The sequence below is a fragment of the Paraburkholderia piptadeniae genome (assembly GCF_900007165.1).
Taxonomy (GTDB): Bacteria; Pseudomonadota; Gammaproteobacteria; order Burkholderiales; family Burkholderiaceae; genus Paraburkholderia; species Paraburkholderia piptadeniae.
On record NZ_CYGY02000123.1, the window covers coordinates 13,043 to 32,699 of the forward strand.

14 protein-coding genes are annotated in these 19,657 nt (G+C 64.0%); 7 read left to right on the plus strand and 7 right to left on the minus strand.

The features are described from left to right. Positions 1–96: 96 nt before the first annotated feature. Positions 97–1,608 (minus strand): CoA-acylating methylmalonate-semialdehyde dehydrogenase, encoded by a 1,512-nt coding sequence (locus tag BN2476_RS41520; protein WP_087739955.1) that lies wholly within the window; start codon positions 1,606–1,608, stop codon positions 97–99. A 105-nt stretch (positions 1,609–1,713) separates the two neighbouring features. Between BN2476_RS41520 and BN2476_RS41525 the strand changes: the two genes are divergently transcribed. The 3 genes from BN2476_RS41525 (at position 1,714) to BN2476_RS41535 (ending at position 7,192) form a co-directional block, all read left to right on the plus strand. After that, positions 1,714–2,655, plus strand: a complete 942-nt coding sequence (locus tag BN2476_RS41525) for a LysR family transcriptional regulator (protein WP_087739956.1) — start codon at positions 1,714–1,716, stop codon at positions 2,653–2,655. 364 nt (positions 2,656–3,019) lie between these two features. After that, positions 3,020–5,605, plus strand: a complete 2,586-nt coding sequence (locus BN2476_RS41530) for a PAS domain S-box protein (RefSeq protein ID WP_087739997.1) — start codon at positions 3,020–3,022, stop codon at positions 5,603–5,605. A gap of 297 nt (positions 5,606–5,902) precedes the next feature. After that, on the plus strand, positions 5,903–7,192 hold the full coding sequence (locus tag BN2476_RS41535; protein WP_087739998.1) for an MFS transporter: 1,290 nt from the start codon (positions 5,903–5,905) through the stop codon (positions 7,190–7,192). Between the two features lie 79 nt (positions 7,193–7,271). Here the strand turns inward: BN2476_RS41535 and BN2476_RS41540 are convergent, their stop codons facing one another. After that, the gene (locus BN2476_RS41540) at positions 7,272–8,327 is read right to left on the minus strand and encodes a LacI family DNA-binding transcriptional regulator (protein ID WP_087739999.1); all 1,056 of its coding nucleotides are present in this window, start codon (positions 8,325–8,327) and stop codon (positions 7,272–7,274) included. A gap of 103 nt (positions 8,328–8,430) precedes the next feature. Between BN2476_RS41540 and BN2476_RS41545 the strand changes: the two genes are divergently transcribed. The 3 genes from BN2476_RS41545 (at position 8,431) to BN2476_RS46875 (ending at position 11,151) form a co-directional block, all read left to right on the plus strand. Continuing rightward, positions 8,431–9,264, plus strand: a complete 834-nt coding sequence (locus tag BN2476_RS41545) for an NAD-dependent epimerase/dehydratase family protein (protein WP_087739957.1) — start codon at positions 8,431–8,433, stop codon at positions 9,262–9,264. A gap of 209 nt (positions 9,265–9,473) precedes the next feature. Beyond that, a complete protein-coding gene (locus BN2476_RS41550; protein WP_087740000.1) occupies positions 9,474–9,776 on the plus strand; it encodes a hypothetical protein in 303 nt (100 codons plus the stop codon). Positions 9,777–10,149: 373 nt separating this feature from the next. Beyond that, on the plus strand, positions 10,150–11,151 hold the full coding sequence (locus BN2476_RS46875) for a hypothetical protein (RefSeq protein ID WP_160111859.1): 1,002 nt from the start codon (positions 10,150–10,152) through the stop codon (positions 11,149–11,151). A 146-nt stretch (positions 11,152–11,297) separates the two neighbouring features. On the opposite strand, the gene BN2476_RS41560 is transcribed toward BN2476_RS46875, so the two are convergent. Next, positions 11,298–12,155, minus strand: coding sequence for an oxidoreductase (locus BN2476_RS41560; protein ID WP_087739959.1), 858 nt, complete (start codon positions 12,153–12,155; stop codon positions 11,298–11,300). Positions 12,156–12,272: 117 nt separating this feature from the next. Between BN2476_RS41560 and BN2476_RS41565 the strand changes: the two genes are divergently transcribed. After that, the gene (locus tag BN2476_RS41565; RefSeq protein WP_087739960.1) at positions 12,273–13,202 is read left to right on the plus strand and encodes a LysR family transcriptional regulator; all 930 of its coding nucleotides are present in this window, start codon (positions 12,273–12,275) and stop codon (positions 13,200–13,202) included. A gap of 126 nt (positions 13,203–13,328) precedes the next feature. Here the strand turns inward: BN2476_RS41565 and BN2476_RS41570 are convergent, their stop codons facing one another. From BN2476_RS41570 to BN2476_RS41590, 4 genes are all read right to left on the minus strand, one after another. Beyond that, the gene (locus tag BN2476_RS41570) at positions 13,329–14,702 is read right to left on the minus strand and encodes a sigma-54-dependent transcriptional regulator (RefSeq protein WP_087739961.1); all 1,374 of its coding nucleotides are present in this window, start codon (positions 14,700–14,702) and stop codon (positions 13,329–13,331) included. Next, a complete protein-coding gene (locus tag BN2476_RS41575) occupies positions 14,692–16,599 on the minus strand; it encodes a sensor histidine kinase (protein ID WP_087739962.1) in 1,908 nt (635 codons plus the stop codon). The genes BN2476_RS41570 and BN2476_RS41575 overlap by 11 nt, the downstream gene beginning before the upstream one ends. A 105-nt stretch (positions 16,600–16,704) precedes the next feature. Next, a complete protein-coding gene (locus tag BN2476_RS41580; protein WP_438942949.1) occupies positions 16,705–18,069 on the minus strand; it encodes a 2-hydroxycarboxylate transporter family protein in 1,365 nt (454 codons plus the stop codon). 816 nt (positions 18,070–18,885) lie between these two features. After that, entirely contained in the window at positions 18,886–19,611 is a 726-nt protein-coding gene (locus BN2476_RS41590) for a GntR family transcriptional regulator (protein WP_218274603.1), read from the minus strand. Positions 19,612–19,657 lie beyond the last annotated feature (46 nt).

The following is a 19,657-nucleotide window of genomic DNA, read 5'->3' on the forward strand; positions in this document are numbered from 1 at the left end:
GTACTAATGCATTCACTCCGACAGTTCCGCTGCCGGAGCGGGACGGTGAGAGTCCATCCAGTCGTACGAGTCGCTCAATTAAGCTCGGATCGCGCGTTACTTCGCGGTCGGCATTGCAAACTCAGCGCCCTTTTCGATGCTCTCGGGCCAACGCTGCATGATCGACTTCTGCTTCGTATAGAAGCGCACGCCTTCTTCGCCATATGCGTGCGTGTCGCCGAAGAGGCTGCGCTTCCAGCCGCCGAAGCCGTGCCATGCCATCGGCACGGGAATCGGCACATTGATGCCAACCATGCCGACCTCGATCCGGCGGCCGAACTCGCGCGCAATGTGGCCATCGCGCGTGAAGCACGCGACCCCATTGCCGAACTCGTGCGCGTTGATCAGCTCGACGGCTTCCGTGAAATCCTTCACGCGCACGCAAGCGAGCACCGGGCCAAAGATTTCTTCCTTGTAGATGCGCATCTCGGGCGTGACGTTATCGAAGAGTGTGCCGCCCGTAAAGAATCCGTCTTCATGGCCGGGCACCTTCAGGCCGCGCCCATCGACGACGAGCGTCGCGCCTTCCTTCACGCCCTCGGCGATATAGCCTTCGATCCGCTCCAGCGCCTGCCGCGTGACGATAGGGCCCATTTCCGCATCCGCTTCCATGCCGTTCTTGACGATCAGATTGCGCGCACGTTCCGCGAGCTTCGGGATGATCCTGTCGGCCACATCGCCGACGAGAAGCGCCACCGAAATCGCCATGCAGCGCTCGCCAGCGGAGCCGTACGCCGCCCCGACGAGTGCGTCGATGGTCTTGTCGAGATCGGCGTCCGGCATCACGACCATGTGATTCTTCGCGCCGCCGAGCGCCTGCACGCGCTTGCCGTGCTTCGCGCCCGTCTCGTAGATATAGTTCGCGATGGGCGTCGAGCCGACGAAGCTCACGGCCCTCACGTCCCGATGCGTGAGCAACGCATCGACGACCACCTTGTCGCCCTGCACGACGTTGAATACACCATCAGGCAAGCCCGCCTGCTTCAGCAAAGCGGCCATGAAAAGCGATGCCGACGGATCGCGCTCGCTGGGCTTCAGCACGAACGAATTTCCCGCCGCGATCGCAACGGGGAACATCCAGCACGGCACCATGCACGGAAAGTTGAACGGCGTGATCCCCGCAACGACGCCGAGCGGCTGCCGCGTCGTCCAGTTGTCGATGCCCGTCGAGACCTGCTCCGTGTAATCGCCTTTGAGCAGTTGCGGAATGCCGCACGCGAACTCGATTACGTCGATGCCGCGCGACACTTCGCCTTGCGCGTCGGAGAACACCTTGCCGTGCTCGGCCGTGATGATGGCCGCCAGTTCGTCGCGATGCCGGTTCATCAGTTCGAGGAAGCGCAGCATGACGCGCGCGCGACGGATGGGCGGCGTATCGCGCCACTTCGGAAACGCAGCCTTCGCGCTTGCGACGGCGGCTTCGACATCGGCTGCCTCGCCCAGCAGCAGCTTGCGGGCCCGCGCGCCCGTCGCCGGGTTGAAGACGGGTTGGCTGCGTGTTCCCGTTCCGTTGACTCGTTCGCCGTGGATGAAATGTCCCACGTCTGCGCTGTCGATATAGGCTTGCATGTCGGCTCCTTGGTGATTGGCTTCAGAAGCAGTGTATGAAGCTGCGCACGCGCTGGAAAGACGCTACCATTGAAATCAATGTTTTCTATGGTGAACAATCGGTGTATGGATACGCAAAATATCGAGGAGCTCTGGGCGCATCTGCATTGGCTCACGATGCTCGCAGAACAAGGCACCTACACGGCGGCCGCCGCGCGTCTCGGCGTCAGCAAGGCGGCGATGAGCCAGCGCATCGCCGAACTGGAGCGCGCAGCGGGCATCTCGCTCGTGCAGCGCACGACGCGCAGCGTCCGCCTGACTGAAGCGGGCCAGCAACTCGTCGACAGCACGCGCGGCCAGTATGCGCAGATCGCCGCCAGCTTCGCGCAGGTCCGCGAACTGTCGGGCGTGCCACGCGGACTGGTGCGTGTCACGGCACCCGTCGCATTCGCGCGGCAGCAGCTCGTGCCGAAACTCCATGAGTTCCTGCTGGCCAACCCCGAGGTGCGTGTTCAGCTTGAAGTGTCCGACAGGCTCGTTTCGCTCGCGACAGAGGGCTTCGATCTTGCGATACGCCACAGCGCGGAGCCGCCCGATACGCACGTGGCCTGGAAGCTCTGCGACACGCACTCGGTGATCGTCGCGACGCGTGCCTATCTGCGCAAGCGCGGCACGCCGAAGACACCCGAAGATCTGGCCGCTCACGATTGCCTGTTCTATCCGCGCCCGACGGGGGAGCCGATGTGGTCCTTCGAGCGCAAAACCGCGCGGAAGAAGGCCGCGCAGCTTGTCACGCTGCCCGTCAATGGACAGTTTTCGGCCAACAACAGTGAAACGCTGCGGGACGCCGCAATCGAAGGCCTCGGCATTGCGCTGGTGCCCGACTTCACGGCTCAGGCGGCCGTGCAGGCGGGCAAGCTGGTCGTCGTGCTTCCCGACTGGCGCGTGACGGGGGCGTTCGCGGAACAGCTCTATATCTTGCGGCCGTATGCATCGCATGTCCCGCGCGCGGTTGGGCTTTTTGTCGGCTATCTCCGCGAGCGTTTCGCCGACGGGTTTCCCGTCTAGCCTGAGAGTTACTACTAAACCCTGAGCGCTAAAAGAAGAAAGCGATATGGGCATCGGCGGCTCATATCGAGCTGCGTGGCTCGCGGCGCGAACAACGTTCGTTTTTTATAATCGTCAGAGTCGAATGCGGGCGCGCGCAATCAATCGACGTGCCGGACGACGTGCCAGACGAAGTGTTAGACGCAGGAAAGCACCAGCGTGTATAACCATCGAAAGAGCGCCTCGCTTGTCCATGCACACTGCATAGTCAGACTGCATGCACGCGGTGCCGTTAGCTGCATCGCGGCAGTCGGACGATTCAGGAACGGCGTCTGCGATGCTCTTTCAAGCGACCGCCCGCTGGCGTCGAACGGAGCCGCCTACGATGAATGGCAGTCAAGATCGACAGATCGACATCACCGATATCGCCGCGCAACTCAACCGCGAGCGTTCGGCCAATACGCGCCTGCGCAAGCTGATCGACGCGCACTCGCGTATCGCCGCCGCGAAGCTCGATCTCGACCGCTTCCTGTCCCTCGTCACCGATGCGCTGCTCGAACTCGTGCCCGCCGCGCATGCGTCAGTGGTCGAATGGGTGGAAGGCGACGAGATGGTGTATCGCGCGTGCAGCGGCACGATTGCGCATCACGTCGGGCTGCGCCTGAGGCGCGACGGCAGCCTGTCGGGCTTGTGCTCACGCGAAAAGCATCTGCTGTACAGCAGTGATACGTCGAGCGATCCGCGCGTCGATGCGCAGGCGTGCGAGCGTGTCGGCGCAATGTCGATGGTAGTTGCGCCGCTGCTCTATCAGGCCGAAGTGGCGGGCGTCGTCAAACTGATGTCGAGCACTCGCGACGGGTTTTGCGCCGAGGACGTCGAAACGCTTGAGCGCATCACGTCGCTGGTCGCATCGGGCATGGCGCATCAGCGCGTGTTCGCGGAGAACCGCGCGCTCATCGAACAGAACGCGATCACGATCGCGCGGCTGCGCACCGAAATCAGTCTGCGCGAAGCCGCGGACAGCAAGCTCGAAGCATCGCTGCTGCGCCGCCGGCTCGTGCTCGATACCACGCACGACGCATTCGTGTGCACCGACACGGACGGCATCATCATCGACTGGAACGACGCGGCGACGCGCACGTTCGGCTATGCGCGCGATGCGGTGATGGGGCGCGCGATACTCGACACGCTTTTCCCTGCGCGCTGCAAAACGCATTACGCCGCGCTCGACGTGTTCAGGCTCGCGTCGGAACACGGCGTGGAAGACGGCACGATGAGCGGCTCGAAAAGCACAGTGACTAAAGAGTCAAGCGGCCACGCGAGCCGCAGCCACACCGAGCTTGTCGCGCGCCGCATCGACGGCACCGAGTTTCCCGCCGAAGTGTCCATGTGCCCGGTGCAGTTCGACGGCCGCGCCGAACTCGCGTATTTCGTGCGCGACGTCACCGAGCGCTTCAACGCGCGCGAACTCGACAAGCGCTTTCGCGTGCTCGTCGACGCGATCAAGGACTACGCGATCACGATGCTCGACCCGCAAGGCCATATCACGACGTGGAGCGCGGGTTCGACGCAGGTGATGGGCTATCAGTCGCATGAGGTGGTGGGCGAACCGGCGGCCATGCTCTACACGCCCGAAGACGTAACGGCAGGCAGGCCGCAGCGCGACCTGGAGCTTGCCGCGCGCGAAGGCCGCATCGAAGTGGAAGAGTGGCGCATGCGCAAGAACGGCACGATCTTCTGGGCGAACATCATCACGACGGCGCTGCGCGATCCGAACGGCACGCTGCAAGGGTTCGCGAAGATCACGCGCGACATGTCGCGCCGCCGCCGGCTCGAAGAACTCGAAGCATCGAGCCAGCGGATGAGCCAGTTCCTCGCGCTGCTCGGACACGAGTTGCGCAACCCGCTCGCGCCGCTGCGCAACGCGGTCAGCATGTTGCAATTGAAGTCGGCGGATCATTGCGCGTTCGTGCCCGAGCACGAACTGATCGACCGGCAGTTGTCGCATCTCACGCGGCTCGTCGACGATCTGCTCGACGCAGGCCGTGTCACGCTGGGACGCGTGCAGATCGAGCCGAAGCCGGTGTCGATGCAGGCCATCGCGCAACTGAGCATCGAAGGCAGCGCGCCGCTTCTCGCCGCGCGCGGGCAGACACTGAACATATCGCTGCCCGATGCGCCGATGCACATCGAAGGCGATCTCACGCGCATGGTCCAGGTGGTGCAGAACCTGTTGAACAATGCGTCGAAGTTCAGTCCGGAAGGCGCGTCGATCGGCATGCAGGTGTTCCGCTCGGGCCGCCTCGTTGCGATCCGTATCGCGGACTCGGGGCGCGGCATCGATCCCGGCGCCATCGATGCGATCTTCAATCTCTTCGTGCAGGAAACGCCGACGGAAGAACAGGCGAACAAGAGCGGGCTCGGCATCGGCCTGACGCTTGCGCGCGCGATCGTCGATTTGCATGGCGGTCATATCGAAGCGCACAGTGAAGGACGCGGCAAGGGCAGCGAGTTCACTGTATGGCTGCCCGAATACACGCAGACCGTCACCGACGAAGGCACACACGATGACAAGCCGACGCCCGCGCAACCCGCCGATCTGAAGGTGATGGTGGTCGACGACAACATCGATTCCGCCGACAGCATGGCGATGCTCGTCGGAGTGCTCGGTCACGAAGCGCATGCCGTCTACGACGGCGAGGCCGCCATCGAATGCGCGCAGACGCTGCAACCCAATCTCGTGCTGCTCGATCTGTCGATGCCGAAGATGACGGGCTTCGAAGCGCTGCCGCATATCCGCAAGGCGCTTGCAACGCCGGGCACGATCATCGCGGCGATGACGGGGCTCGGCACCAGCGAGGACCGCGCGAAAACCGAGGCCGCAGGCTTCGATCTGCATCTGACCAAACCCGTCGGCTTGCCCGAACTCGAAAACGTGTTGCAACTGGCCGTGACGCACGCTCGCGATTGAAGCGTGCCGTGTGCGCCCTATGCAGCCGTTGATTGGTCGCGCCGCCCTAAGAAAACGATTACCTTTCATGGGGCAGAATCGGCGAGCCCATCGCGCCCTCATACGCACGGCATAGCTGAAAATACGTACTAGCCAAGCGACGACAAACCCTCTATTCTTAGAAAAACGTTTTCCAAACAAGACGGAAACACGCCCGAGCGGAAAGCCCCCGCCGCGCGATGCGTTCCGTCCCGGTGCTCGTCGCCGGCCATGAAAAAAGACGCGGCGCGACGAGCGGCGGCGCGAACGGAGACATACATGCAATCTGCCGTCGTCGGCGTCGTGCGCGTCGCCAGCCGCTTCCGCTGGACCGTCTGTGCGCTCCTCTTCTTCGCGACCGTCATCAACTACATGGACCGGCAGATCCTCGGTCTGCTCGCGCCCCTGCTCCAGCATGAAATCGGCTGGACCCAGGTGCAGTACGGCCGCATCGTGATCGCCTTTTCCGCGTTCTATGCGATCGGCCTGCTGTGCTTCGGACGCGTCGTGGACTGGCTCGGCACGCGCCTGTCGTATGCGGGCGCGATGCTCGTGTGGAGCGTGGCCGCGATGCTGCACGCGGCCGTCGGTTCGGTGATGGGCTTCGCGGCCGTGCGCGCGCTGCTCGGCATCGGCGAAGGCGGCAACTTTCCGGCCGCGATCAAGACCACGGCCGAATGGTTTCCGCGCCGCGAACGCGCGCTCGCGACGGGCATCTTCAACTCGGGCGCGAACATCGGCGCGGTGTTCGCGCCCGCGATCATTCCGCCCATTGCGGTGATCTACGGCTGGCGCGCGGCGTTCATCATCATCGGCGCGGTCGGCATCGTGTGGCTGGCCGCGTGGCTCGCAATCTATCGCCCCGCCGACCGAAGCGCGCAAGACGAAGCCTTCGACGAACCGCGCGACGAAGTCGAAGCGCTCGACGCCCGCAACGCTAGCGCCCGCGCGCCCGGCTGGGGCGAGCTGATCAAGAAGCGCGAGACGTGGGCGTTCCTGATCGGCAAGTTTCTGACCGATCCCGTCTGGTGGTTCTATCTGTTCTGGCTGCCGAAGTGGCTCAACGAGTCGCGCGGCATGGACATGCAGCACATCGGCCTGCCCCTCGTCGTCATCTATGCGATCACGACGGTCGGCAGCATCGGCGGCGGCTGGATCTCGTCGACGCTGCTGCACAAGGGCTGGACCGTGAACGCCGCGCGCAAGACGGCCATGCTGATCTGTGCATGCTGCGTGCTGCCCATCGCCTTCGTGTCGCAAGCGGACAACCTGTGGGTCGCCGTCGGCATCGTCGGCCTCGCTGCGGCCGCGCATCAGGGCTGGTCGGCGAATCTGTTCACGACGGCATCCGATCTCTTTCCGCGCCGCGCGCTCGGCGCCGTGGTCGGTATCGGCGGGATGGCGGGGTCGGTCGGCGGCGTGCTGTTCTCGGAAGTGATCGGCCAGGTGCTGCAACGCACGGGCCATTACTGGGTGCTGTTCGCGATCGGCGCGCTGGCTTATCTGCTTGCGCTCGCAATCATGCACGCGCTGACGCCGCGCATGGCGCCCGCGAAGCTCGATGCCTGAGCGTGCATGGCGTGCATCGCATGCAAGCCGCGCTGCATCGCGCGGCGCGCATGCCGGCGCGAAGCGCGCGAGTCCGACGTCAGCCGCAAGCTGCCGTCGACTCGCGCACGATGAGGCGAGGCTCGAACATCGAATGCTCCGCATCGGATCGGCCAGCGAGCCCGTCGATCAGTTTCTGCATCGCGAGTTCACCCATCTTCTCGCTTTGAATGTCGATGGTGGTCAGCGCGGGCGCCGCGTATTCGCCGTAAGGCACATTGTCGATGCCCGTCACCGATACGTCGCGCGGCAGCTTGAAGCCGAGCGACGCAGCCTCTTTCATGAAGCCGAGCGCGATCAGGTCGTTGTAGCAGATCACCGCCTGCGGCCGCTGCGGCCCGAGCATCACGCGCGAGCATGCCTGCTCGCCCGCCTTCGCGGTCGGCGCATGGGCGTCGTGCACGTCGAGCGTGAGCCCCGCTTCGTCGAGACATTCGCGCGCGCCGCGTATGCGCTCGTCGTTGATGCGTGCCTGGCCAAAGCCGAGATAGGCGATGCGCCGGTGTCCGAGATTCAGCAGATGCCGCGCGAGCATGTATGTCGAGAGCCGGTTGTCGATGCCGACGCTCGGGATCGGCAGGCCCGGACTGCGCCGCAGGAGCACGAGTGGCTTGTTGAGATCGAGCATCCACTGCGACTCTTCGTCGGGCATCCGCGAACTGACGATGAGCCCGTCGACGCGCTGCGCAAGCGCCTCGATCAACGACCGCTCGCGCGCCTGGTTCTCTTCGGTGTCGACGAGCAGCAGCGTGTAGTCGTGCTGGAGCGCGATGCGGTTCGCGCCCTTCACAACGTTAGTGAAGTGCGGATTGCTGATGTCGAGGATCGCGAGGCCGATGGTGCGCGTGCGCCCCGTGATCATCGAGCGCGCAAGCGGATTCGAACGATAGCCGAGCCGCTCGATCGCTTCCTTGAGCCTCGCTTCGACAGCAGGCGAAAACCGCTGCGTGCCGTTCATGTACTTCGACACGGTGGCAACGGATACGCCGGCCTCGACAGCGACATCGCGAATCGTCGGGGAAACTTTTTTCATGCGAAGGGTAACGTTTTCTTTTCTCGTGAGGCGATTGTCGCAGAAAACGCATACGCGGAACATGCCGCGCCTCCCTTTTCCGCTTTCAAAGCCGGCGATTGACGCGCCATCGCGGTCGACCTTATAGTTGGAAAACGTTTTCCTCATTTAACCCCAAGGAACATCAATGAACGAATCATCTGCTGCGCGGCGCAAGCCGTTCCGTCGACTGCTGCTGACGGGCGCGGCCGGCAACCTTGGCCGCCAGTTGCGCGGCGCGCTGGCCGATTGGGCCGATATCGTGCACGCGACCGACATCGTCCCGCCCGGCGCTGCGGCCGCGCACGAAGAAACGAGCGTCGTCGATCTCGCGGACCGCGAGGCTGTGATGCATATGGTCGAAGGCGTCGATGCGATCGTGCATCTCGGCGGCATTTCGATCGATGCGCCGTTCGACGATCTGCTCGAAGCCAACTTCCGCGGCACGTACAACCTGTACGAAGCAGCGCGCAAGCATGGCGTGAAGCGTATCGTGTTCGCGAGTTCCAATCACGCGATCGGCTTTCATCCCGTCACCGAAGTGCTCGACGCGGATTCACCGCACCGTCCCGACAGCCTGTACGGCGTGTCAAAGTGCTTCGGCGAATCGCTGTCGCGCTACTACTACGACCGCTTCGGCATCGAGACGGTGTGCGTGCGGATCGGCTCTTCGTTCGAAGAGCCAAAGAATCCGCGCATGCTCGTCACGTATCTGAGCTATCGCGACTTCATCGAACTGGTGCGCTGCTCGCTGTTCACGAATCGCGTCGGGCATGTGGTCGTCTACGGCGCTTCCGACAATCCCGTCAAGTGGTGGGACAACACGAAGGCCGGCTTCCTCGGCTTCCGTCCGCGCGATAGCTCGGTGCAATTCGCGGAGCGTTTCCCCGTGACCGCGCCGACGGCCGAACGCGACGACCCGGCACAGCGCTTCCAGGGCGGCGCATTCGTGCTCGGCGAGCCGCTCGCCCGCGACCGCTGAGCGACTACTGAACGGCTGCGCTTGTCGCAGCGCATCAAGCCATAAAGCACAAAAAAAGGGCGTGCGGCAAGCGCCGCGCGCCCCCGTCGACGTGCCTTCAAAATCAGGCAATCTCCGCCAACCGTTCATTGCGTAGCCGCAATCGAATTGCCGCCACAGTTTCGCTGCGTGTACCATGTGACCAGGGCAAAACCCAGTGGAGCATGATCATGGACAGGCACGCCGTGCATTACCGTCGCCATCTCATCATTCCACTAGCGTCCGTCGGCGTCCGCGGCTACGCGGCCAGCGTATTCGTCACGGGTCCAAGCGGACGGCGCAAAGCCTTTGGAATCCTCGGCTACTTTTCTTCCGAGGAAGAGGCGATCGAGTACGCGACGTCATGCGCGAAAGCGCGCATCGAAGGAAACCGGATGCCGGGCTTGCCGCGCAAGCTCAGTGCCGTACGGCACTGGTTCATGCGTCACGGCATGCGTCGGCCGGGACTGTTCGACCCCACCGCGTGGGATTGATCGGACAAATGCGCGTCGAGCGGCGCGCGTCGTCGACATGTAAACTAAACCGAAGCGTTCGATAATCGGGAGGCTTCGACTGGCTCGCGGTATCGCGTGCGTGCCGTCAACGCCCTTTTGAGAAGGTTTCGTACTTCCGATATCGCTCGTCCCGTTCCACCTCATCAGGTCCGCCAATGGCTGGCTTTCGTCTGATGATAGGCGCGGGCGGTCGTCTATGATGGCTGCTCTCGTCGCTGAACGACTCGCACGTATGATGAATACCAGTAAAGTTTTGATGATCCTCGGAGGGCTTCTCGTCGGCGCAGCAGGCACGTCGTACATGATGCTTCTCCAGGCAGATCACCGCGCAGCGGATGAAGCGCGAGCCGGCATGGATAACTCCTCCTTGCAGGCTCCGAGCGCCAATCCCCGCGTCGGCGACAATCAGGTGACGGAAGGCAGTATCAATTCGTCGCAAACGTCCGGTGCGATCACGAAGGGACCTTCGGCCCCGCCTTCGGTTGCACAGCAGCCGGCCGCGCCTGCTCCGGCGCCCGCGCCCAAGAAGGCCGCACCGGAACCGGCCCCGCCTGCCGCACAAGCAATGGCTCAACCGCAGACCGCCGCGCCTGCCACGCAAGCGATGCCTGAGCCGCAGCATGCTGCGCCGGCAGCGCAGATGACGGCTCCGCAGCACCCTGCCGAGCCAACCGTGCAAGCGCTGACCCAGCCGCAACCTGCTGCACCGGCTCCGCAAGCGGCTGCACCCGCGCCGCAGCCCGCCGCGCCCGCCGCGCCTGCCGCGCAAGCAATGGTTGCGCCGCCACCGCCAGCCCCCGCTGCGCAAGTCGCCCCTGCGCCACGACCCGCTGCCCCTACCGCGCAAGCCGCGCCTGCGCCGCGACCCGCTACGCAGCCGAAGCAGGCTCCGTCTACGGCTGTCGCCTCGGTCAATGCCCGGGAATCGTCGCGTGTGAAGGTCACGCCCGCACCGCGCGCGCAGCGTGAACGCGACGATCTGGAACGACGCGCGATGATGCTCCAGGGCGCGACGCCGGAAACAGACCAACTGGTCCGGGAATCGGCCAAGCTCGATCCTTCGCTGCCGACGCCAGACGTGGCCGCACTTCGTTCGAACACGGAGGCGCGCGCGCCATATCAATCGAATCCGCCCACCATCGGGACGACGGGTCAGTTGGTGCGTGACTCGTCGAAGGCCGATCCCGCGTTGCCGCCGCCCGACACGACCGCCACTCGCGCCGCAATGACCCGCGCCGCGACGACGGACCAACCAGTCACATCAAGGCATTCGAACCCGGTCGCCGCCGCGATGACGGATCAACTGGTCAAGGGTTCGGCCATGCTCGATCCTTCGCTGCCGCCACCCAAGTAAGCCGGCCAGCGCCGATCGCGTAATCGGCGCAACGCAAGCGCAACGGCGCCCCTGCTTTCGCAGCGGGCGCCGTTTGATTTATTTACGGCCCGGCAGTCTGCCGGTCGATCACCGGTCCCGCCGGTCCATCAACGACCGAGCGCGCCTCAGACCGCGAAGTCGGTCGATTGCGACAACGCGCTCCACGTCTGCGTTTCCGCTGTCACATACGCGTTCTTGTCCGCGATGGCCTTCAGCGTGTCCGTGCCGAGCGGCAGGCGCAGCGGCGGCGTTTGCGCATCGACGAGCGTGATGAGCGCGGTGGCCAGTTTCTCCGGGTCGCCGGGCTGGTTGTGGTTCATCCCGACAGCAAAGCGGCGCACCTTGCCCGACGTGTCGTCGTAGTCGTCGATGATGTCCTTGCCGACCACGAGCGACGACGCATCGAGGAAATCCGTGCGGAAGTAGCCCGGCTCGACGACGGTCGCGTGAATGCCCAGCGGCTTCAGCTCGGCGTGCAGCGATTCCGTGATGCCTTCGACGGCGAATTTCGTCGAGCTGTACACGCCGAATCCCGCTGCCGCGCGATAACCGCCGATCGACGACATGTTGATCACGTGCCCCGAGCGCTGCTTGCGCATCACGGGCAGCACGGCGCGCGTCACATTCAGCAGACCAAAGACGTTGGTGTCGTACATGCGGCGCACGTCGGCGTCGCTCGATTCCTCGACGGCCGCGAGCAGGCCGAACCCGGCATTGTTGATCAGCACGTCGATGCGGCCGAACTTCTCGATGGCCGCGGCGACGGCCGCTTTCGCTTGCGCCTCGTCGGTCACGTCGAGCGCGACGGGCAACAGCGCGGGCGATTCGCCGAGACGCTCGACGATCGCGTCGACCTTGCGCCCCGCCGCGACGACGGCATTGCCATCGGCCAGCGCAGCCTGCGCGATCAGTGCGCCAAGACCGCGCGATGCGCCCGTGATGAACCAGACGCGCTTGAACTGCTGTTTCGTGACGTTGTTCATGATCAGCTCCTACGTTTGTGGTGAAAGTGAAACGAAGGATAGGACGTCCGATTCGCACAAACTAGCCGCATATTGCTAGACTGATAATCAACTTTTATTTGCGAATCGGCGCTGCCAATGAACGAGGTCCGCGCGATTTCGATTTTCGTCCGCACTGCGACGCTGGGGAATTTGCGCAAGGCGGCCGTCGATCAGGGCATCTCGCCGCAAGCGGCCAGTCACGCGGTGATGCAACTGGAAAAGGCGCTGGGCGTCCGGCTGTTTCATCGGACGACGCGCAAGCTGAGCCTGACGGAAGAAGGACAGCGGCTGCTGCAAAACGTCGAGCCCGCGCTCGCGATGCTGTCGTCGGCCATCGACGACGCCCGCCGCTCGAAAGAGGAAGTCGCGGGACCGTTGCGCGTGAGCGCGCCGAAGGCGTTGGGACACGCAGTGCTGTGGCCGTCGATTCTCGAATTCGCGGCGCTCTATCCGGACGTGCAACTGGATGTCCGCTTCGACGATCACTTCACCGATCTCGTCGCCGATCGCGCGGATGTCGGGTTTCGCGGCGGGTCGCCGCCCTCGGGCGGAGCGATCGCGCGACGCCTGCTTCCCATTCAGTTGATCGTCTGCGCGTCGCCCGCCTATCTCGAACGGCACGGCACGCCGAAGTCCGTCGACGAGCTCCACGCGCATCGCTGCACGGGTTATCGCCGCGCGAACACGGGCAAGCAGGCGCCGTGGGAGTTCCTGATCGGCAACGAGATCGTCTACCGCGAAATTGCGGCGACGCTGTGCGCGAACGATATCGACGCGGAAACGGAAGCCGTTCTCGCAGGTCTCGCGATAGGCCAACTAGGCAGTTTCTCGGCTGCCTCGCATGTTCGCGGCGGACGGCTCGTGCCATTGCTCACGCAACATGTGACGCAGCGCGAATCCATCTACATCTACTACCGTCATCGCACGGAGCAGCCGTTGCGCGTGAGAACGTTCATCGACTTCATGATCGGCCGGCTCGCAAACAACAGGGACTTTTTTCTCGAGGCGTCCGAACTGCGCGCTTGATTGCGTTCCGATCGCGCGAATAAAAGCGCGAAAAAAATTGTCCGGCACGTGCGGAAGGCGAATGAGAAAGCACGCAATAAACCGGCGACGAACCGGGTCGCCACCGCGTCACGCTGCCCGCTCGTGTTACGTGTCGATCTCTTCGCCTTGCGCATCGCGCGCCGCAATCTTCAGTTGACGCAGCTTGTGATAAAGCGTCTTCTTCGGCATGCCGAGCGCGTCGCTCGCATCGGCGACGTTGCCCTGATGACGGCGCAGCATGTCCTCGATCAGCATGCGCTCGAAGTACGCCATCTGTTCCGCGAGCGTGCCGCCCTTCGCGGCACCTTTGTCCGGATCGCCGCCTTCCGTCAGCAGACTGTCGCCCGTCAACCCGAGCACGAAGCGGTCCGCGACGTTCTGTAATTCGCGCACGTTGCCCGGCCATTGATGCGTCATCAGCTCCGACACCTGCGCCGCCGACACGACAGGCGCAGGCTGTCCGAACCGCCGCGCGGCCGCGAGCACGAAATGCTCGAACAGCAGCGGCACGTCTTCGCGACGCTCGCGCAACGGCGGCAGTTCGATCTGCGCGACGTTCAATCGATACAGCAGGTCCGCGCGAAAACGTCCGTCGGCGGATAGCGCCGCGAGGTCGGCCTTCGATGCCGCGATCACCCTGCAATCGACGGATATCGATTCGTTCGCGCCCAGCCGTTCGAGCGTGCGCTCCTGCAACACGCGCAGCATCTTGATCTGCAGCGCGACGGGCATCGTTTCGATCTCGTCGAGAAAGAGCGTGCCGCCGTTTGCCCACTCGATTTTGCCGACACGCTTCTTGATCGCGCCCGTGAACGCGCCAGCCTCGTGACCGAACAGCTCGCTTTCGAAAATCTGCTCCGGCAGGCCGCCGCAATTGAGCGCGACGAAATGGTTATCGCGCCGCCCGCCGAAATCGTGCAGGCTGCGCGCGATCAGTTCCTTGCCCGTGCCCGTCTCGCCCGTGATCAGCACCGACACCGACGTGTCGGCGAGACGCAATATCTTCTTGCGCACGTCGGCCATCGCGGGCGACTTGCCGAGCACCATGGCCTCTATGCCCTGCCAGTTGTGCAGCGCGGCCCGAAGGCCTTGCACTTCGAGCGTGAGCCGCCGCTTCTCGACGGCGCGCGCCACGCGGCCCGCGATATGGTCGGAAGAGAAAGGCTTCTCGATGAAGTCGTACGCGCCGACCTGCATCGCGCCCACGGCCGTCGATATGTCCGCGTGTCCGCTGATCAGCACGACGGGAATCTGCGAATCGATCGCCATTACCTTGTCGAGCAGTTGCAGTCCGTCGATGCCCGGCATCCGCACATCCGATACGATCACGAGCGGCGCGCCCGGCGCGACTTCAGCGAGCGCCTCTTTCGCCGACGCATACGCGCTGACGGGAAAGCCCGCCAGCGCAACCGCCTGCTCGACGCCGAAGCGAACGTTCTCGTCGTCCTCGACGACGAGAACGCGAATCTCATCTCCCATGGGCCATCCTCTGCGACGTCGCCGCCGCGAATTCGATAGTGAATTGTGCACCGCCCTCCGCGCCGCTGGGTGCACCGCTGTTCGCGCGATTCGAAGCGGTAATCTTCGCGCCAAAGCCTTCGACGATGCGCGACGTGATTGCGAGCCCCAGGCCGAGTCCATGCCCGCGCGGCTTGGTCGTGACGAACGGCTCGAACAGATGCGCGAGCACTTCGGGCGCGATGCCCGCGCCGCTATCGGCGATCGTGAACAGCACGCGATCGCGTTCGTCAGGCTCGCCGGCGGCGATGGTGATGACGCGCTTCTCCTGGTTGCGCACGGCATCGAGCGCGTTGCCGAGCAGATTCACGATCACCTGCTGCAACTGGCTCGACTCGGCCCACACCATCGCCCCCGATGGAATCTTCACGTCGAGTCGTACACCTTCGTCGCGAATGCGCGCGTCGTAGATGAGCCGCGCGTGCGCGACCGCTTCGTTGAGCGACACCGCGACGCGCTCGACCTTCGGCTTGCGCGCGAAGGCCTTAAGCTCCGCCGTCAACACGGCCATGCTGTCGACGAGTTTTGCGACGCGTTCGAGATTCGCAACGGCCTGTGCCGGCTGGTTGCGCTCGAAGAACGTGCGAGCGTTATCGCACAGCGTCCGGATCGCGACGAGCGGCTGATTCAGTTCGTGCGTGAGTCCCGCTGCCATCTGCCCGAGCACGGCCAGCTTGCCCGCGTGCACCACTTCCTGCTGCGTATCGCGCAGACGCTGCTCGGTCCGCTTGCGCTCGACGATTTCCTGCTGCATGCGTTCGTTCGTCGCCGTCAGTGCCGCCGTGCGCTGCGCGACAGTGATCTCGAGCTGATCGTTCGCGAGCCGTAACGCGTCTTGCGCATTGAGCTTTTCGGCGATCGTCCGGCGGCGCTGGATCGCGTACAGCGCATAGAGGCCGGCGATCAGGAAGGCGCCCGTCACGAACGCGAGCGCAAGCTGCTGCTGATGGCGCGCGCCCGCGACGTCGAGCAGCACCATCACCGAATCGCCCGCTTGCGGCGCGGACCTCGACATCACGAGAAAGCGCGTCGCGTTGCCAGGACGCCGCCAGTCGGGAAAGCGGCCGAGCCACGCATTGCCATTCCAGTCGCCGACGCGTTGGTACGGCAGCGCATCGACATTGCGGCCCGCGTATTGACGCGAAGCCTGAATCTCACGCTGCTGTTGCGCGGTGATGGGCCGCAGCGCGGTGAACTTCCACGCGGGCACCGTCGATATGACGACCACGCCGTTGCTGTCGATGACCATCGCCGCTTCGCCGGGCGTGCGCCATGCGGATTCGAGCGCATCGACGCTCACCTTCACGGCCGCCGCGCCGATCGGCTTGCCCGCATCGCGCACCGCGCTCGCGAAGTACAGCCCGGGCATGCCCGTGTTCGTGCCGATGCCGAAGAAGCGCCCCGAGCCGCGCGCGAGCGCGTCCTTGAAGTACGGACGATAGGAAACGTTGGTGCCGACGAAGCTGAGCGACTGGTTCCAGTTGCTCGCGGCAATGACGGAGCCTTGCAGGTCGATCACGTCGACGGCGAGGCTGCCCGCATCGTTGTTCACCGCTTCGAGGTAGGTGTCGACTTCGTGCAGCAGCTCGGGCGTTGCGCCGGGTCCTGCGCCCAGCAACGCGCGCACGCTGTCCTGCCGCGCGACGATGGCGGGCATCATCTCGAAGCGGCCTAGCTCGCTCTTCAGGCTTGCCGTGTACAGGTCCAGCCGATGCGCGCCAACTTCAGCGAGCGCGTCGATCGCGCGGTCCCATGCAAACTCGACGGCCGCCGCGGCCACGCCAAAATACAGCGCGGCCGCGGCGGCCCATCCCCACAACGGTATCCCTCTTATTCTCACGCGCACGTTCAACCTCATCGGTACGCAATGCCTGTTGGCGAAAGGCGCGTGAGCCGCGCTCGACATCGGGCAACGCTGCGCCGCGCGTTGCCGCGCGGTCGGGCCGCGTCAGGCAGCGGCGCATCAACCGAAATGCGCAAGCAGGATCAGCGTCAGCGTGACGACGATCGCGCCGCCAATACGCGTGGCGATCTGCGCGAACGGCATCAGCGTCATGCGGTTCGCGGCCGTCAGGATCGCGACGTCGCCCGTGCCGCCCTGGCCGCTGTGGCAGGCGTTCACGATCGCCGTGTCGATAGGGTACATCTTCAACAGACGCGCAACCACAAAGCCCGTGCCCATCAGCGTCGAGACCGTCGCGACGATCGTCACGATGTTGGCGAACGTGAACGCGGCGATCAGCTTGTCCCACGGTGTCATCGCGACGCCGATCGCGAACAGCAGTGGGTACGTGACGGCCGTCGAAAAGAACTTGTAGACGACGAACGCGCCCTCCTGCAACTGCGGCGACACGGCGCGCGCGAGCTTTACCAGCACGGCGAGGAACAGCATCGCGACGGGCGCGGGCAAGCCGAACAGATCGCGGCATGCCAGGCCGAGCAGATACAGCGTGATCGCCGTGATACCCGCCGCCGCGATATGCGTCACGTCGATATGGCCGGTGATTTCTTCTTTCACGGGGTCCATTTCATCCGTCTCGCCGACCTGCAGACGCCCTTTGCCCGTCAGATGCGGAAAGCGCTTGCCGAGCATGTCGAGCGCGCCGGAGAGCACGATCGCCGTGAGGCTGCCGAGCATCACGGGCGGCAGCACCTGCGCGAACAGCTCGCCTTGCGGCAGATGCATGATCTCCGAGTAGCCGACCGACAGCGGAATCGCGCCCTCGCCCACGCCGCCCGCCATGATGGGCACGACGATGTACAGCAGCGTGTGACGCACGCCGAGCCCGAACGCCGCGCCGACGGCCGTGCCGACGAGCGCAGCCGCGATCGAACCGGCAGCGAGCGGCACGAAGATCTTCAGGAAGCCCTGAATCAGCACGCGACGGTCCATGCTCAGAATGCTGCCGACGATGATCGATGCGATGAACAGGTACAGAAAGTTCGTCTGCTTGGTGAACTCGGTGGTGAGGTGAAGGATGGGCTTAGGCAGCAGGTGATAGAAGGTCAACGCGGAAGGCACGAAGGTCGCGCAGATCGCGGCGGCGCCGATGTTGCGAAGAATCGGCAGACGTTTGCCCAGCTCGGCGCACGTGAAGCCGAAAAACGCGAGCACGGCGATCGCCATCGATATCTCGCCGGGCACCTTGCCCGTGACGGCGAAGCCCGCGATCAGCGCCAGCAGGACGAAATAGACGGGCAGCGGAATGATGCCGATCCGGTATTCCATCAGCTTCCACCAGCCTTCCGGCCAGAAGCGGGTCTTGCTTTCGGATTGCTGCGCAGGCATTGGCTGCGAGTGGCTCGGGACGTGGGAACTCGTTTGCAAAGCATGTCTCCTTGATTTGAGTGCGCGGACTGCGTCGCGGCGTCGCTGTGTCACGCATCGTGATGGCCTGGTGGCCAGTGGGCGGGTATAGCGCAAGGGCCATGCCAGAATCCGGCTTGCGCGCACCGCTCCATCTCATTGATTTGATTGGATTTTTATCGACTGGAAAAGTGCAGGCGGACGCGTCGTTCTGAGGATTCAGAATCGGTCCGATGGGGAGGCTGAGATTTCAGCCATTCGCTAGAATCGTAGAATCGCCGCGATGGGCTCAACGCGGAGGAACGCCCGACGCTCGCCTATCGGTAACACAAACGGGTAGCGTCAGCGAGGCACTTTTGATACTCCTCCTGGCAATTCTGAGCACACCGCCTCTGTTGTTCCGCTACGCTGTCCCGCTCGTTCGTCCGCCCGGAAGCAGTGCACTGACATCGCGCCAACGTCGAATTACACGTGCTAGTCTGGACGGACACACAGAGTTGGTCGACTTTCGCATGCGCGTCGAAAGAGCGCGCCCCGAAGACCAACACGATCGCGCTGACGATCAGAATGCGTATGTTCGTCTGCCACCACATCGTCAAGGTTCTCTCCCGAATCTGTCACCCGCGCCGCGCAGCGGTTCCCGCCACCCGACGTTCGCGTTCGTTGCCCGGATTTCGATCCTCGGAGGGGACGGCGCAACGACTTCACTTGGCGACTTAGGCCATTTTGCCAACCGAGAGTCTGCCTTCGCGTCTGCCGCGCGTTGTGGCACCGCCTTTGTGGACGAGGAGCTGTTGCCGAAACCATATCGGACCTAAGCCACACCGACCCCGCCCGTCACCCCACACCCACCATCCGCCTGTCCACCATCGCCGGCAGCTTGAGAATCATCTCCGCCGAGTGCCACAGATGCCGCTTCATCGCGTCGTACGCCGCGTCCGGATCGCCCGCCAGAATCGCGGCGGCAATGTCCTCGTGTTCAGCGAGTGAATTGCCAATGATCTGTTCGACGCCAATGGTCTGGCGCAACTGGATCATGAACGCCGGCAACTGGTACTTATCGATCAGTTCGCCCAATTGCGGATTGCCGCAGGCGCGCACGATCTCCTGATGGAACGCGCGGTTATCCTTGATGAAGCCCTGGAACATCGGTCGCACGGCATGCACCCGTCCTTGATCCAGAACGGCCAGGAAGCGCTCGCGGTTCTCGCCGATATGAATTCGCGTGGCGGCCAGCCTGGCTGCGAACCCTTCGAGCGCCTCGCGAATTTCGAAAACCTTCATGACTTCGTCACGCGACAACCGGCGCACGATAGCGCCTCGATTGGGAACGAGTTCGACCAGACCGTCAGCTTCAAGACGGCGGAATGCCTCGCGCAACGAACTCCGGCTCACGCCGGTCAGCTCGACGATGTCCCGCGAAATGAGCCGTTGACCGGGCGCAAACCGGCCTTCCAGAATCTGGTTTCGCAAGTCGGCCGCGACGCGCTCCACGGTTTCGCCCGAGCGCCCGCCCGCTTCCACTACCGCAGTCATGTTCGCGCTTTTATAAGGGAAGTCCATCGTGCATTCTCCTACAAAGCACATCGATGCGGCTAATCCTGGCGAG